This is a genomic window from Acinetobacter sp. YH01008 (assembly GCF_013420435.1).
Taxonomy (GTDB): domain Bacteria; phylum Pseudomonadota; class Gammaproteobacteria; order Pseudomonadales; family Moraxellaceae; genus Acinetobacter; species Acinetobacter pseudolwoffii.
In genome coordinates, this window is sequence record NZ_VOYD01000001.1 from 313457 (window position 1) to 328699 (window position 15243).

General features: G+C 43.1%; 13 protein-coding genes. 7 read left to right on the plus strand and 6 right to left on the minus strand.

From position 1 onward, the window contains the following. Positions 1-3 precede the first annotated feature (3 nt). Positions 4-2469, plus strand: coding sequence for a DNA internalization-related competence protein ComEC/Rec2 (locus tag FTT75_RS01545; protein WP_180185822.1), 2466 nt, complete (start codon positions 4-6; stop codon positions 2467-2469). Here the strand turns inward: FTT75_RS01545 and FTT75_RS01550 are convergent. Continuing rightward, positions 2458-3432: a lysophospholipid acyltransferase family protein gene (locus FTT75_RS01550; protein WP_074383365.1), complete on the minus strand. Its 975-nt coding sequence runs from the start codon at positions 3430-3432 to the stop codon at positions 2458-2460. The two genes, FTT75_RS01545 and FTT75_RS01550, sit on opposite strands and share 12 nt — an antisense overlap. 126 nt (positions 3433-3558) lie before the next feature. Between FTT75_RS01550 and sppA the strand changes: the two genes are divergently transcribed. Both sppA and FTT75_RS01560 read left to right on the plus strand, forming a co-directional pair. Continuing rightward, positions 3559-4581, plus strand: coding sequence for a signal peptide peptidase SppA (gene sppA, locus FTT75_RS01555; RefSeq protein ID WP_180185823.1), 1023 nt, complete (start codon positions 3559-3561; stop codon positions 4579-4581). Beyond that, positions 4578-5381, plus strand: coding sequence for an alpha/beta fold hydrolase (locus FTT75_RS01560; protein ID WP_179999221.1), 804 nt, complete (start codon positions 4578-4580; stop codon positions 5379-5381). Before sppA ends, FTT75_RS01560 begins: the two co-directional genes overlap by 4 nt. 61 nt (positions 5382-5442) lie before the next feature. On the opposite strand, the gene purN is transcribed toward FTT75_RS01560, so the two are convergent. Then, on the minus strand, positions 5443-6072 hold the full coding sequence (gene purN, locus FTT75_RS01565) for a phosphoribosylglycinamide formyltransferase (protein WP_074383364.1): 630 nt from the start codon (positions 6070-6072) through the stop codon (positions 5443-5445). A 6-nt stretch (positions 6073-6078) separates the two neighbouring features. Further along, the gene (gene purM, locus FTT75_RS01570) at positions 6079-7149 is read right to left on the minus strand and encodes a phosphoribosylformylglycinamidine cyclo-ligase (protein ID WP_005097626.1); all 1071 of its coding nucleotides are present in this window, start codon (positions 7147-7149) and stop codon (positions 6079-6081) included. Between the two features lie 135 nt (positions 7150-7284). Here purM and cxpE point away from each other — a divergent pair, with 135 nt between their 5' ends. From cxpE to FTT75_RS01590, 4 genes are all read left to right on the plus strand, one after another. Then, complete coding sequence (gene cxpE / locus FTT75_RS01575; protein WP_074383363.1) at positions 7285-8505, plus strand: chloramphenicol efflux transporter CxpE; 1221 nt, start codon at positions 7285-7287, stop codon at positions 8503-8505. A gap of 14 nt (positions 8506-8519) precedes the next feature. Then, positions 8520-9224, plus strand: a complete 705-nt coding sequence (hda, locus tag FTT75_RS01580; RefSeq protein WP_005097624.1) for a DnaA regulatory inactivator Hda — start codon at positions 8520-8522, stop codon at positions 9222-9224. Between the two features lie 120 nt (positions 9225-9344). Then, positions 9345-11144, plus strand: coding sequence for a rhombotarget A (gene rbtA / locus FTT75_RS01585; RefSeq protein ID WP_180083027.1), 1800 nt, complete (start codon positions 9345-9347; stop codon positions 11142-11144). Positions 11145-11153: 9 nt separating this feature from the next. Beyond that, positions 11154-13568, plus strand: coding sequence for a CSLREA domain-containing protein (locus FTT75_RS01590; RefSeq protein ID WP_180083026.1), 2415 nt, complete (start codon positions 11154-11156; stop codon positions 13566-13568). A 333-nt stretch (positions 13569-13901) separates the two neighbouring features. On the opposite strand, the gene FTT75_RS01595 is transcribed toward FTT75_RS01590, so the two are convergent. The 3 genes from FTT75_RS01595 to FTT75_RS01605 are packed head-to-tail and all read right to left on the minus strand — an operon-like array spanning position 13902 to position 15233. Further along, positions 13902-14315 (minus strand): DUF3106 domain-containing protein, encoded by a 414-nt coding sequence (locus FTT75_RS01595; protein WP_005097618.1) that lies wholly within the window; start codon positions 14313-14315, stop codon positions 13902-13904. Further along, the gene (locus FTT75_RS01600; protein ID WP_180185824.1) at positions 14305-14622 is read right to left on the minus strand and encodes a hypothetical protein; all 318 of its coding nucleotides are present in this window, start codon (positions 14620-14622) and stop codon (positions 14305-14307) included. The genes FTT75_RS01595 and FTT75_RS01600 overlap by 11 nt, the downstream gene beginning before the upstream one ends. Further along, positions 14619-15233 carry an RNA polymerase sigma factor gene (locus FTT75_RS01605; RefSeq protein ID WP_100329059.1) on the minus strand — a complete coding sequence of 205 codons (615 nt, stop codon included), beginning with the start codon at positions 15231-15233 and terminating at the stop codon, positions 14619-14621. The genes FTT75_RS01600 and FTT75_RS01605 overlap by 4 nt, the downstream gene beginning before the upstream one ends. Between the last annotated feature and the right edge of the window lie 10 nt (positions 15234-15243).

The following is a 15243-nucleotide window of genomic DNA, read 5'->3' on the forward strand; positions in this document are numbered from 1 at the left end:
CCAATGTTGCAGTGGCTGTGTATCGGCTGGATTTTAGGTCTGGCCTGTATGGGGAAAAGTTTTCTGTCTGTTCAACTGAGCAGCACGGTCGTTCTAATCGCGGTATTACTGTGGTATCTGGGTTGCCGTAAATTAAAGCACATTTTCAACACACCATTCCGTAATTTGGTCATGACTGGTTCAAGCCTGTTGTTAGGATTATTTCTAGGCCATGGCTATGCCAATCTGCAACTGTCTGAACGCTTGTCGACGCGTGAACATGAAGTCTCCGAAAAACAGATCGTGGTGCATATCAAAGACCTGAATAAGCTTGGTGAGCAGAATATCCAGCAAGCTCTGCATGTGCTCAGTCCTGATGGCAGTACAGTTAAATGGATGGGCTTTTTGCCTGTCCAAGAACCCGTGACTCAATCCAGTTTGATAAATGCGCAGATAAAGCAGCACCTCCTTGAACTTGGACGATATTACTTAATTCAAGGCCAAATCCGACCTCATCATAGTTATGCCACCCCCGGATCTTTTGACGCTGAAAAGTGGGCATTACAGCAAAATATCATGGCCGGTTTCCGAATCAAGAGCATTCAGGAGTTACAACCGCAACAACTTTATGCGCTTGGTCATGGCAAATATTTACGCCAGCAGCAAAATTTAAGTCCGCGAATTTTACTTTGGGTAGAGCGGCAGCGACTGGCATTAAGAGAATTCGTAGCCAGGCAACCCGTACAGCATAAAGGTTTGTTATTGGCCTTATTAAGCGGTGATGAAAGCCTGTTAGATCCGGCGACAGAGCGACAATTCCAGCGTTTTGGTATGAGCCATTTATTAGCCATTTCCGGGCCGCACGTTCTGATCTTTGCCTTGATGGTCTGTGGTACTTTGCAATATCTGATTTCAAGATTTATGCCGCATATTTATCTGAAATGGCCAAGGCAGTATTTTTTGAGCCTGCCTTTTTTACTGTGTGTCTTGCTGTACTGCGCCTTTGTGGGCTTTGAAATTCCAGCGCTACGCACTTTATTGATCTGCGTGATTGTGACCTTTACCTTGTTGTTCAGGCAAAGTGTGCAAGCTTTAAAATTACTGATTCTGAGTGCTGCCTTATTATTGCTCTTTGATCCTTTCAGTATTTTGTCGGCTGCATTCTGGCTGTCTTATGGGGCCTGCTTTGTTTTGCTGCGAATCTATCAGACCATTCAGCAGCAACCGCGTCAGATAGAACAAACCTTATTACAACGGCTATATTTTGCGTTGAAAGTGCTGCTGGAATCACAATGGAAAATCTTTCTGGCACTATTTCCCTTGATGATGCTGTTTTTTAAGCAGATCGCCTGGATTACCCCATTCAGTAACCTGGTCGCGATTCCATGGATTGGGCTGCTGATTGTGCCTATAGATATTCTGGCGACTTTGTTGTTTTTTATTTCAGAGCCACTTTCCAGTGTGGTATTTCAATTGAATGATGTTTTCATTCACATGCTGCTGGCATTTCTGGATCTGCTTGATCGGCTGTTTGCTCCACAACTGATTCCGGTGGCGATGAATGTCTGGATGATTGCGCTGTGTATTCTGGCCTTAATGATTGTATTTTTACCGCGTGGCCTATTGCCCAAAAGCTGGACGGCACTTGCCTGTGTGCCGCTGTGTATTCCTCAGCTCAATCAGCATGCATTTCAGCTCTCTATTCTGGATGTGGGGCAGGGACAAGCAATTTTTCTTCGGGATGGAGCGCGTAGCATGATGATCGATATGGGTGGCTATTATGATGAAGAAAAATTCAGTATCGGTCGACAGGTGATTCTGCCATTTCTGTCTGTGCAAGGTGTGGGTAAGCTGGATCAACTGATTTTAACCCATCTGGATCAGGATCATAGTGGCGCTTATCACAGTATTAAACATCAATTGAAAATTAAAGAAGTATCGTCCAATCAGATTCCTGAAATAGCGCACTCCTCCCGTTTTCAGTTCTGTCATCAAGGTCAGCAGTGGCAATGGTCTGAAGATATTCAGTTTAAAATTCTGGCACCTCGGCAGCAGCAGTTAAATACAGCCCATTTCAATAAAAATGAACGGTCTTGTGTGGTATATCTGCAAGTTAAAAATGCCGGGCCTTATCAAAATTTTTTACTCATGGGCGATGCGGGTTGGGAGACTGAGTATCAGCTGCTCCAAGATTATCCTGAGCTTAAAGTTGATGTGCTGGTGCTTGGACATCATGGCAGTCAGCACAGCTCAGCCTATCAGTTTTTAGAAGTTTTACAGCCTAAACTGGCAATTGTTTCGGCAGGGAAATTTAACCGTTATGGCCATCCGAGCCAATTGACTCAGCAGCGGCTCAAAGCCCTCAATATTCCGTTACTGAATACGGCAGAGCAGGGTAGTCTGCACTTTCAGCAACAAGGTTCCAAACTGATACTTTCTGCCGAACGGCATCAATGGCAATGGTTATATCGTCAGTCTTTAAATTACTGATTCTAGAGCAGGCTGATCTTTAGGCAGAGCTTGCATTCTCAAGGCGTTCACTTTGGCCAAAGCCTGTTCATGCTCCAGTGTATAAAGATTACCCAAATCTTGATGCGCATTGAAGCGTTTATAGCTCCAGTGATAATGTTCAGGATGGCGGCGGATTAAATCTTCAATACTGTTGATAATAACTTGCGTACCCTGATTGGCATTGCCACTATAAATTTTCTCATCAACTGCCTCGATGAAGATATCAAAACCATCTTCGGTATTCCGCAGGGCATATAGAAACAGGGCGCGGGCTTTGGTCTTTTGAATCAGCTTGGCACTTAAATTACTGGTGGCCAAAGGCACCCCAAAATACGGTATATATTCACCACCGACATTTGGGGTATGGTCTGGCAAGATCACGGTGGTGCCACCTTGTTTTAAGGCCTTAAAAATCTGACGGACGCCAGATTCATCGGTCGGCACCAGATGTGCCTGTTCGCGGCTACGCGCAGCCCGTACAAACTGATCCGCTGCCTGATTTTTTACAGGTTTATACATAATGGTCATGGAAGTAAACTGGGCGACATAGGCATTCATGATTTCCCAGGTACCAAAATGTGGCACGATTAACACCAGGCCTTTATTTTGTGCCAGTGCATCATGCAGTAGATCTTCGCCAATGACGCGATGCACCCGTTTGATATTTTTCTGATTAGTTGAGCCCCAAATGGTAAAAAACTCGAAATATGACATTAATTCATTGCGAACCGCAGCACGGTTAATACGCTCACGTTCGTCATTGGACAGTTCAGAAAGGCTGATCTCGAGATTGAGGCGAATGATTTCCGAAGTTTTGGTGACTTTGAAACTGTTCACAATAAAAGCCAGAAGACGGGCCATCCATCGAGAAACCGGAAGCGGTTGGCGGCTAATGTATTTGAGTAAACCGTAAGCTGAATTCCGTGAGTCCTGTTTGGTCATTGATTTCGTCTAAGTACAATAAAAAGAGAACAAAATTTATTATAGGCGAAAACGTTTTGTTTAGACAGAATTACCCGATTCAGTGTATATAATGGGTTCAATATAAATCAATTTATTGGATTATTTATGTCCGATTGGCCACCAAAACCTGAAAATCAAATACAAAATACGCAACAGCCAGTTCAACCGACTGGTCTGGAATGGAAATTGCTGGAAAAAGCGGTTTTAGCTTCGGTTGAAGAGCAGCGCCGTGCGCGCCGTTGGGGAATTTTATTTAAATTCCTGACTTTTGCTTATCTGCTTGTGGTGATTTTGGCACTCGGCAAGAGCTGTAGTTCAGTTTCCTCAGATGCCAGCGCTGGCGCAGGTGCTCATATTGCCGTCGTCGATATTATTGGTACGATTGCTGCCGACAAGCAGAGTGTCAACAGTAGCAATACGATTAAATCGCTGAAAAAAGCTTTTGAAAATAAACAAAGTAAAGCCGTAGTGCTGAATGTCAACTCGCCGGGTGGTTCACCGGTACAGTCCGATGAAATCTGGCAAGAAATTCAGTATTTGAAAAAGCAGTATCCCGAGAAAAAACTCTATGCAGTGATCGGTGATACCGGTGCTTCGGGTGCTTATTATATCGCTTCTGCTGCGGATGAGATTATTGTCAATCCATCGAGTTTAGTTGGTTCGATTGGTGTGATTATGCCAAATTATGGCGTGAGTAATTTGCTGCAAAAGCTTGGTGTTGAAGATCGCACCATGACTTCAGGTGACAATAAAGCCTTGCTGTCGATGACTCAACCAGTCGATCCTGCACAAAAAGCCCATGTACAAGGTGTCTTGGATAATGTGCATAGTCACTTTATTAATGCGGTAAAACAGGGGCGTGGTAATAAACTGAAATCAACCGATCCTACGATTTTCTCTGGTTTGTTCTGGACCGGTGATCAGGCGGTGAAACTAGGAATCGCAGATCGGATCGGAAGTTTAAATACCTTGAAGCGCGAACTGAAAACTGAAAGAGCCTTGAATTATACCATTGAATATAGTCCATTTGAGTCCGTATTGGGTCGCATGGGCTCATCGATTGGTGACGGAATTGCCACTTCAGTTGCGCAGAAACTTCAGTCAGAAAACAGTACGACATTGCAATGAAACCATTGATTCATTTCGCGCACGCCAATGGCGTGCCATCGAAAGTCTATCAAAAGCTGTTTGATGGACTGCAAGATGATTACGATATTATCTATGTGCCGCTCTTAGGGCCTGATAAACGTTATCCAGTGGATAACCATTGGAAAAGCCTGACTCGGCAAGTGATTGACAGTATTGTGCGTCAGTCAAAAGGTCGACCGGTGATTGGTTTGGGACATTCTCTAGGATCAGTATTAACTTTCCAGGCTACCTTGCAGCGTCCCGAACTGTTTTCGCAGATGATCATGCTGGACCCGCCGATGATTATGGGTAAAGAAGCCTTTGCCTTGCATCTTGCGAAAACTTTGCGCTTAAAAGCTTTGGACAGAATGTCTCCGGCAGGCCTGTCCAAGCGCCGTCGTGATCATTGGGATTCACGTGAACAGGCAGCAGCGTTGTTGCGTCCTAAAGGTTTTTATCAAGACTTTGATGCCGATTGCTTCCAGGCCTATATTGAGCATGCCTTGCAAGATGATCCGATTCGGGGCGGAGTAGAACTCACCATCCCTAAAAAGGATGAAGTGGCCGTGTTTAGAACCAATCCCTCACTGTGGTGGTTGCCTCAGGCGAAACCGAAAGTTCCGGTACATTTGGTCGTGGCTGAGCAAGGTCCATTTCTGGCCCGCAAGTTCCCGCAGCAGGTCGAAAAGAAATTTGGTATTCCTTTTACCGTGGTAGAGGGAGGACATATGTTTCCATTGGAACAACCCGATCAGGTAGCGGACTTGGTAAAGCAATTGATTCAGCAACAATCTGTTTGAATCATTAAAAAGAGAATATAAAAAACGCATCCGAGGATGCGTTTTTTATATTTAAATGATGTTAAAACTTGCAGAATTGAACAGGTTCTTGCATTTTCTCGTTTCGATATAGCACACCGTCTTCAGTGTATTGAATCGCACCGCTGCAAATCCATTCTACGACTTGAGGATAGATTACATGTTCAAGGCTATGCACACGCATTGCCAAACTGTCTACCGTATCGTGGTGAGAAACCTTGAGCACACCTTGAGCAAGCGCTTGGCCTGCGTCAAGTTCAGCCGTGACATAATGCACCGTACAGCCGTGCAGAACATCACCGGTATTGAGTACACGCTGATGGGTATGCATGCCTTTGTAATAAGGCAATAGAGAAGGGTGAATGTTCAACATTTTCCCCTCCCAGGCTTTTACAAATTTTTCACTTAAAATTCGCATAAAGCCGGCAAGTACCACCAGATCCGCATCCCAGTCCAGCAGTTGCTGATGCATCACATCATCAAACGCTTCTCGGTTTGGATATTGCCTGTGTTCAATAACTGCAGTTTGAATTCCTGCTTGTTGCGCACGCGTTAAAGCAAAGGCTTCAGGTTTATTGGAAATCACGCCGACAATTTGCCCTGAAAGATTGGCATCAATCAAGGCTTGTAGATTTGATCCGCTACCTGAAACAAGTACAGCAATTTTAATCATGCGAAATTATGCGAAGATCACACGAATTTTTTCGTCTGCACCTGCAACCGATTCAGCATTGTCTTGAATCTGACCCATTGTCCATGCTTTCTCACCAAGACCGTTGAGTAATTCAACAGTTTTGTCAGCTTCATTTGCATCAACCACAAGCACCATGCCGACGCCACAGTTAAAGGTACGATACATTTCAAACTGCTCTACACCGCCTTCACGTTGTAGAAGTTTGAATAGCTCAGGCCATTCCCAAGAAGATTCATTCACAAGCGCTTGAGCACCATTTGGAAGGACGCGAGGTAAGTTACCTGGCAAACCGCCACCGGTGATGTGCGCCATTGCGTGTACATCGACATGTTTAAGCAATTCGAGAATCGATTTGACATAAATACGGGTTGGTTCCATTGCAACATCTGCAAGTGGGCGACCATCAACGATTTGAGTTAAATCAACATTTTTCACGTCTAGAATTTTACGAAGCAGTGAGTAACCGTTTGAGTGCGCACCTGAAGAAGCAACACCAACTAAAACGTCACCGGCTTTGACTTTAGAGCCATCAATAATTTTGCTTTGCTCAACGACACCGACACAGAAACCTGCAAGATCGTAATCTTCGCCTTCATACATGCCTGGCATTTCAGCAGTTTCACCGCCGACCAGTGCACAGCCAGCAAGCTCACAACCAGTACCGATACCAGTGACAACATTTGCAGCAACATCCACATTCAAATGACCAGTTGCATAATAGTCGAGGAAGAACAGTGGTTCAGCACCACACACGAGAAGGTCGTTAACACACATTGCCACCAGGTCTTGACCAATTGTGTCATGACGGTTCAAATTCAATGCTAAACGTAATTTTGTACCCACACCATCTGTGCCAGATACGAGAACAGGTTCTTCATAACCTTTAGGAATTTTACAAAGTGCACCAAAGCCACCTAGACCGCCCATAACTTCGGGACGTGAGGTACGCTTAGCGACAGATTTGATACGATCGACTAACGCGTCGCCCGCTTCAATGTCGACACCTGCATCTTTGTAGCTTAAACCAGTATTTGGGGTAGAAGTTGAGTTGCTCATAATGAAGTCTCCGCATTCGCGGTGGCGATTATAACCTGAATATATAAAACTCTTATGGTATTTCTGATCTAAAATGCTATCTTTATTGAAATATTTTAATTTTTAGAATGATTAATAGAGAAAAGGCGAAACTTTATGGTAGATCGCACATTGCGTCGCGTGTTTATCCTAGCTGGGATAGCTTTATTGTTATGGACTTTATACTTATTAAAACCCGTTGTAATTCCATTTGTTGCAGCACTTTTAGTGGCTTATCTATTTAGCCCGCTGGTGGATAAATTGCATGATGTGGGTCTGCCGCGTTGGCTTTCTATTAGTATCGTTTTTATCGGAATCGGAATTGTACTGACCTTGGCCATCTGGTATTTAGTGCCACTGATCTGGCAACAGTTGATGTATGCACGTGACAATATACCCGCGATCATTGGATGGATTAATTCGACCTTTTTACCATGGTTGTCCAATACCTTTAATGTCGTTGAAATGGAAATTGATACCAATCAGATTTCTGATGTGGTCATGAATTATGTACAAACCAATTATAGCGCAGACAGTATTCAGGCATTCTTGTTACGCCTTGCTCAATCCGGAATTAATTTTCTCCAGATTGGCGGTACGATTGTCTTAATTCCCATCATTGCCTTCTATTTCCTGCTGGATTGGGATCGTATGCTGGGGAGTTTGCGCCGCCTGATTCCACGTCCTTATGAAAAAAGTACACTAAAAATTGTGGGCGAATGTCATAGCGTGCTGGGTGCTTTTGTTAAAGGGCAGTTTCTGGTCATGATCTTGCTGGGAATTGTCTATGCGGTGGGCTTGCAACTGATTGGTCTTGAGGTTGGATTGATTATTGGTATGGTGGCAGGTCTGGCCAGTATTATTCCTTATCTGGGCTTTGCAGTCGGTATTATCGCAGCGGTGATTGCGACCTTACTGCAATTTGGGATTGACTGGTGGCAACTGGTATTGGTCGGCATTGTGTTTATGGTCGGACAGGCAGTTGAAGGTTATATTCTGCAACCATTCTTGCTGGGCGATAAAATTGGTCTTTCTCCTGTTGCCGTAGTATTTGCCGTATTGGCAGGTGCACAGCTGGCAGGCTTCCTGGGAATGCTGATTGCATTACCGGTGGCAGCCGTCATTGTGGTACTACTGCGGCATGTACGCGAGTACTATGAACACACAACATTTTATGGCGATCGGGCCATTGTGATGCAAGATGCCTCTACCGGTTCAATCAATATCGAAACGGCAGACTTAGATGTTGATATTGAAATGAAAAAGCCAGAGAAAAAACCGCTGCAAGCAGAGGAGAACTCAAGTAAAATTCATGATCCCCATGGTAAAGACTCATAAGGCCAAAAAATCATATGCGTCAATTGCAGTTAGATATAGAACCTCAGCTTGATGCCCGAATCAGTGATTTTTCAGGGCCGGGTTGGGGGCATGTGATTGATGCAGTGCGTCAATTACATGCAGGCTTAATCAGCCGTTTTTATGTCTATGGTGGGGCGGGTACAGGAAAAAGTCATTTATTGTCTGCTATCTGTGACTCTTATCTTGAAGTAGGGAAATCTGCGATTCAGGTCTCTTTACTTGAGCTTCTAGATGCGCCGACCGAGGCGATTACCTCGCTGGATCGTTTTGATCTGGTCGCACTCGATGATATTGAAGCGATTAGTGGTGTGCCGCATTGGCAGCGCGCAGTCTTTCATCTGATTAATTATAATAATGAAGGCGGCGGACAGCTGGTATTTTCTTCACGCTTTGCGCCGATTGAACTTAAGCTTGAGCTACCAGATCTACAGTCACGCTTAACACAAGCGGTGAGTACCCGTGTGCCGAGTGGTAGTCTTTATGCTGATCGTTATGCGCTGGTTTCATCCGTACTGGATCGTCGGGGGATTCATTTAGATCCTCAAATTTTTGACTATTTGCTGAGTCATGGGCCACATCAAACTTCGGTACTTCTTCAGAGATTAGAGCAAATTATTCAACTGCTTAAGGGAGAAAAACTGAAGGTCAGCAATGCCAATCTGCGACAGATTTATGCCTTGATTGACGAATATCGGTAAATCATAAAAATTCTTGAGTAATTACTCAGTCTATGCCACAGTAAGGCAAAATAATTCACAGTTGCAAGGATTCTGCAACTTTAGAAGAAAAAGAAAGAAATAAAAATTAAGGAGAAGGTTATGCTCAAGAAGAGCATAGGCATGGCTTTGCTGTGTATGGCAGGGCAGGCATATAGTGCAGATATTATTGTAACCACGACAGAAGATATTGAAAAAGATGACAAGGAATGTTCACTTCGAGAAGCCGTTGAATATATTAACCGGGGCTTAGCCAAAGAAGGTTTTATGGGATGTGGTGGAGAAAATTCATCCAGTACCATTATTTTAAAAGAAAAAAATACTTATGTGCTCAATAAGCATATAGCAATCAAAAAATCTCTAAGCATTCGGTCTGTAGCTGATAGCGATGAAGAATTCAGTACAACTGAAAAAACACTGGGTCTGCATAATGCCCATATTCAAATGCAAGGAACTGACAATCTATTTCGCCTTAACAGCACAGATACACTGGTTCAGCTTAACTTAAAAGAACTAGACCTCGAAGGTTGTGGCAAAGCCAGTTGTGCTGAACAAGGTGGTCTGATTCATAATAAAGGCCAAGTGGTGGTTGAATATAGCCGTTTATTTAATGGTGCAGCCAATTTGGGTGGGGCAATTTATAATACGGGACAATTTGGTCAGAACTTTCTCAGTCGTGTTGAAATTAAAAATAGCCTGATTGAAAATAACAAAGCACAACGAGGTGGCATTTTATATAGCGAGTTGCCAGCTTTCCTTATCAGGCAAAGTGTCCTTAAAAATAACCAGACCTTAAATAACTCGGCGGCCAATATTTATAGCGCCGGGCAGTTTGCTGACACAGAGAATCTTCAAAACATTAGTGCCGAAGTATTAAGTAGTACCCTATTAAAAAATAAGGGGACACTCATTAATGTCATGGACGGGATGGGATTAAATAACCTAACGATCGTTGATAATGCTGATACTGCTTTACGTATGAATGCCCCGGCTGGCAGGGCTTATGTGGCAAATAGTATTATTTTAAGAAATGGTGCACAGGACTGCCAAATTGAAACCGGCGATAAAACCCTGATTCAAAACAATCTGCTGACTGTGTCCTGCGGTACAGGGGATGCTGTTGCTCCAAATGAGCTCTGGAATGGTACACAAATCTTAGCCGAAGCTTCAAATAAGAGTGAAGGTGTTTGTCAAACCTTGAGTGAAAATAGCACAGCTATACTTTGTCCATACAGCGTTGCTAAAGGGCAATTTCTTGGTTATATGCGTCCACGTATTTTATTAAGTCATAATCAGGTCAGCGACTCATCTATTGTAAATAGAGGTACAGCGCTTAATCTTGCAGCCCCGACAGTGGCATGTGAAGCTGCTGACCAGCGTGGTATCAACCGTTTAATGGATAATCTGTTCTGTGACCGTGGTGCGATTGAAATCACTGTGCCAACCTCAGGGAGTCTGGTTGGACAAGACCTGTTAAAAGGTGAAATTGCCAAATTTTCAATTGAATCCTTTTTGGGTGATAGTGATTTAATTCCAAAAGAACAATGCAATGTCATAGTTGGTCAACAGCCGACAGGTGAGCCTTGGCAAGATGGATGTTTGAAAGTTGTGCAAACTAAAACAGAGTCCAAAGGTAAAACACGCATCGATATTCATGGCAATGTGGTGTATACCCCAGATTCGACTTGGCATGGGGCAGATATCTTCGAGCTGCAAGTGGTAACCACATCCACGCGATTTAATAAAAGTAAACCTTATCTGACCATTACCACTCAAATCGTGCAGGAGCCAAAAAATGAAATGGAAGACAAATCAGTCAAAACTTCAGGTGGCGCATGGGGCTTTGGTGGGCTACTGATTTTAATTGGGTTAATGGGTTTGCGCCGTGAATTAAAAGATTAAGGAAAAATCATGAAAAATTATAAAAAAGGACTGCTTGCGGCCATGATTTTATCTGCCATGAGTTTGATGGCAGCCGAAGAAGATAAAACCATCTATGTCACCACTTTGGTGGATGAAGACGGAGAGAATAGTAATGCCTGCTCTTTGCGAGAAGCGATTAAAACTGCAAAACTAGATAAATCCTATGGCGGATGTAACGTCGGCCGTACGCTTCGGCTAGATGGTTCAGCCCCAGACGTGATTCAGCTTGAAGCGGGTGAATACAAATTAGACAGCGAACTTGTCATTGAGTCCGCGCTCAAAATTTATGGAAAAACGCCCTTTAGTTATACCAGTCGTAGTCCGATTACGAATTTATACCCAACCCGTGATGCTTTAAAAACCACGATTTCAGGTCAGGGAAAAACCCGTCTCTTTAACAGTATGGCCAGTCAATCCAGTCTGGAAGTCTATCATCTCATCTTAAAAGATGGTTATGCGGCAAAAAATACACAGGATAAGGGCAATGGCGGTACCTTTTATGTGGCGGGCCCCTTAAGCATTAATAGCAGTGAAATAGTAAATTCCCGTGCAGATGCAGAAGGGGGGGCTATTTATACGGTGGCGATGAATACCGAAAGGAGTGTGATCATCCAGGATTCGCTGCTTCACCAAAATAAGGCAAGTTCATATGGTAGTGTGCTGGCTATGGATTGCCAGGGGAATTTAGGGACGACTCAAACCAATGTAAAAGTTATTTCTAGTAGTATTGTTAAAAATGGGTCAGAAAATACGGCCAGCATTCTTGATTTTTGTGGTTATGCAACCGTAGAGTTGAATAATTCTACCATTGCCAAAAATACTGCGAGTCAGACAGGACATATTTTGCGTATGACCAATCAAGCTAATCGCCCTCTCAGTGCCTTTTCCAGTTTAACTGCCTTAAGTAATACTATTGTTGAGAATGCAGCTCAATCTACTTTATTTTATGACAAAACAGGTTCTAAATATTTCTATTTTAATGTTTTAGCATTTAATCAGGGCTTATCTTGTGAATATGCCTTAAATCAGGGGAATCCGACTAAGGAGCAAAGCGTCGTATTTACTACTGTTAAAAATGCCATACAAACCACTGGACTATCACGTTGTGTATTGCCAGAGTTAGATGCGGATGAAACTTCAAACAATCTTGATGTTTCTGACAGCACGATAAACAACTTATTAACAGCTTATATTGAGCCTGCAATTGATAACCGTTTTCTAGGCATGTATTACCCACGTGATAATGGAACAGTTACAGATTTGGTAGATGTGGGGGTAAGTGGCTGTGCTGAACAGGATCAACGTGGCATTGATCGGGTGGCGGGATCTACTCTTACCTTAAATCCAGATGCAAAAAATAGCTGTGAAATCGGTTCAATCGAAATCCGACGTCTGACCGCAGCAGATATCACAGATCTGAAAAATAGCAGCTTGGTCGATTTGAATAATTTTTATCAGGACAATATAACTGACATCAAAAGCATTATTGCAAATAAGAATACGGCAGCAGAGGAAATACCTGGGTTAAAGCAAGAGTTAAAAGAATACGAAGATTTACTTAAATATACCAAGCAATATCAGCAATACCGTGCAATTTATGTCAATCCCTTTGTGCTGGCCATGCCTCAGGAAACCTTGATGGGTAATACGGTTCAAACCAAAGTCTTGAATGCACAAAATTATGATATTAGTGTTAAGTCTTTAGGAGTAGGTGAGTTAATTGGTACGGGTAGTTCGACCAGTGTGAAGGGTGATCCGAATGACCCCAATCTTAAGTGTGAATGGAAGCCTGATCTCAACCGGATCATGATGTATCGTACCGATGGGAAAATGACCAAGGCAACAGATATGGAATTCTGTAGCTATACTCTCAAAGATAAGGCCACGGGGATCAGCAGTGCTGGAATTTTAAAAGCAGCTTTTAACAATATTGCACCGATTGCCAAGAGTGATGAATATTGGATTAGCCCAGAGAATAATCTGACAGTGATTGTGAATCCACTTGAAAATGATAGTGATGATGGTGATGGGCCTCTACCTTCAGGAAAGTCGGCTTTTTATCAGGATAAAGAGGGAAAAGAGATTCCAATTCGTATTGTGAAGATTCCTGCCGGAGTTTCTCTTAATGCAGAGCGACAAGGCCCTTGTCCTGATACTTATCAGCGCGAGACCTGCTATGGTGGAAAGCTGACATTTAGTGTGAGAAATAACTTAAGTCAGGCAGATTACAGCATGCAGTATACGATTTTTGATGCAGATGAAAAAATGTCTGAAACAGCAACGATCCTGCTACGAAATACGGTAAAAAATGCCAATACGTCATCAAGTGGTGGTGGTTCATTCGGAATTTGGGGACTATTCGGATTATTTGGGCTGGTCGTTTATCGCCGTCTAAGAAAATAAAACCTAATTGGAAAATTCAAAAGCCTCCATTTGGAAGAATGCTGATCAGTTAAGGAGTTTAGAAATAGACGCTTTAACTTTTTAGTGGTTCACGATGGAGTCTTAAGGTTTTAAATCAAATATTTGTCCTATCATTTGTGACTTTGGTTTTGCCCAAATGAGAAGCGGAGTTTCACAAGGAAGGCATCTTGCGGAGCAATACACCTCATGCATCCAACAGTTGCGGATGACTTTTCTACCTGGCAAATATGATCATGAATTTAAAAAAGAAAATGCCAGTCAATTGCTTAACTGACTGGCATTATCCATTTAGAGGCTTTTTATATGGGTCGCTTAATGCGAGCTAGAGGGTGGTTGAGTCGTTTGCTGGTATTTGAGAATGTACTCTTCCCGAATGGCAAGTCGTTCTTCAGGTTTGGCATTTTGCATGCGTAAGCCAAGTTCTCGACGTTCCTGACTGCTCATCATTTGCCAAGTCTCACGCATTCTTTGTTTTTCAACCTCAGGAAGCTGGGTAAACCAGTCCATACGCTGCTGTAAGCTGACGCTCTGCTGTTCTGGAATTTCCTTAAGAGACTGATAGCGTTTAATAAGTGCCAACTGTTCGGAATCAGAAAGACTATCCCAGGTATCGGAAACCTGAGTATTCGCATCTTTAGAAAAGATCCAAAAACGTTCAAATCCTGCAAAACTGGTTTGCAGAAAACTGAATGCACAAAAAGCAATTGCCAATCTTTTAGCTGCCATGTGGAACTTTGTCCTCACCTAGAACCATTAGCATTTCTAAATCTTCAAGCATTTGTGGGGACAGTTTCGGTACTGACACCATTTGGGTTTGCGGCTCATTGTGGCTAGAAATATTGGGTAATACCGCAACACCTGCAATTGCTGCTGCCAAGGCAAAACCTGACATTTTTAAAAATGCAAAACGTGAATGTTTAGAATCCTGAATTTCTTCAAGAACATGGTGCATGACAACAGGTTTGTCTTTATGTTGTTGTGCCAGTCCATCGAGTTTGGAAGTTACTTGTTTTAAGAAATCATCTTGATTCATTCGGATGACCCTCCCAGATATGGATTTAAATGTGCCAAAGAGGCACGTAAGCCTTGAATAGCACGGTGATAATGAGTTTTTACACTGCCTTCTGAGCAGTCCATAATTTGTGCGGTGGTATGCGTATCAAATCCTTCCCAAGCTCTCAGCATAAATGCCTGCTGCTGACGTACAGGTAGTTTGGCAATGGCTTCCTGGATTTCTTCAGCTGTCACTGCCTGATCCAGAAAGTCCAAAGGCGTCGGTGTAGCTTCGTCCACGATATCCTCAAGTTCAATTTCGTCATCATCCAGACTGACTTTCTTAAAAAATGAAAACATCTGACCACGCCGTGCTTCTTTACGACGCCAATCCTGTAATTTGTTGTTCAGAATTGTATAAAATAGGGGATACCATTCTTCAGTACTTTTTTCCGCATAGGATTTATGTAAGGAAATGAAAGCTTCCTGAACCAGATCCATGGCAATACCATGATGACCTTGAGTTGCACTTTCCATCATCACCAAGGCGCGTCCAGTCACATCTTGCATAAAATTCTTCAGACGTGCTTCAGCCGTACTCTTCAGAATACTTACATCGTGTGATTGCAACTGTTTTGGTGCTAAATCCATAGAGATGGAA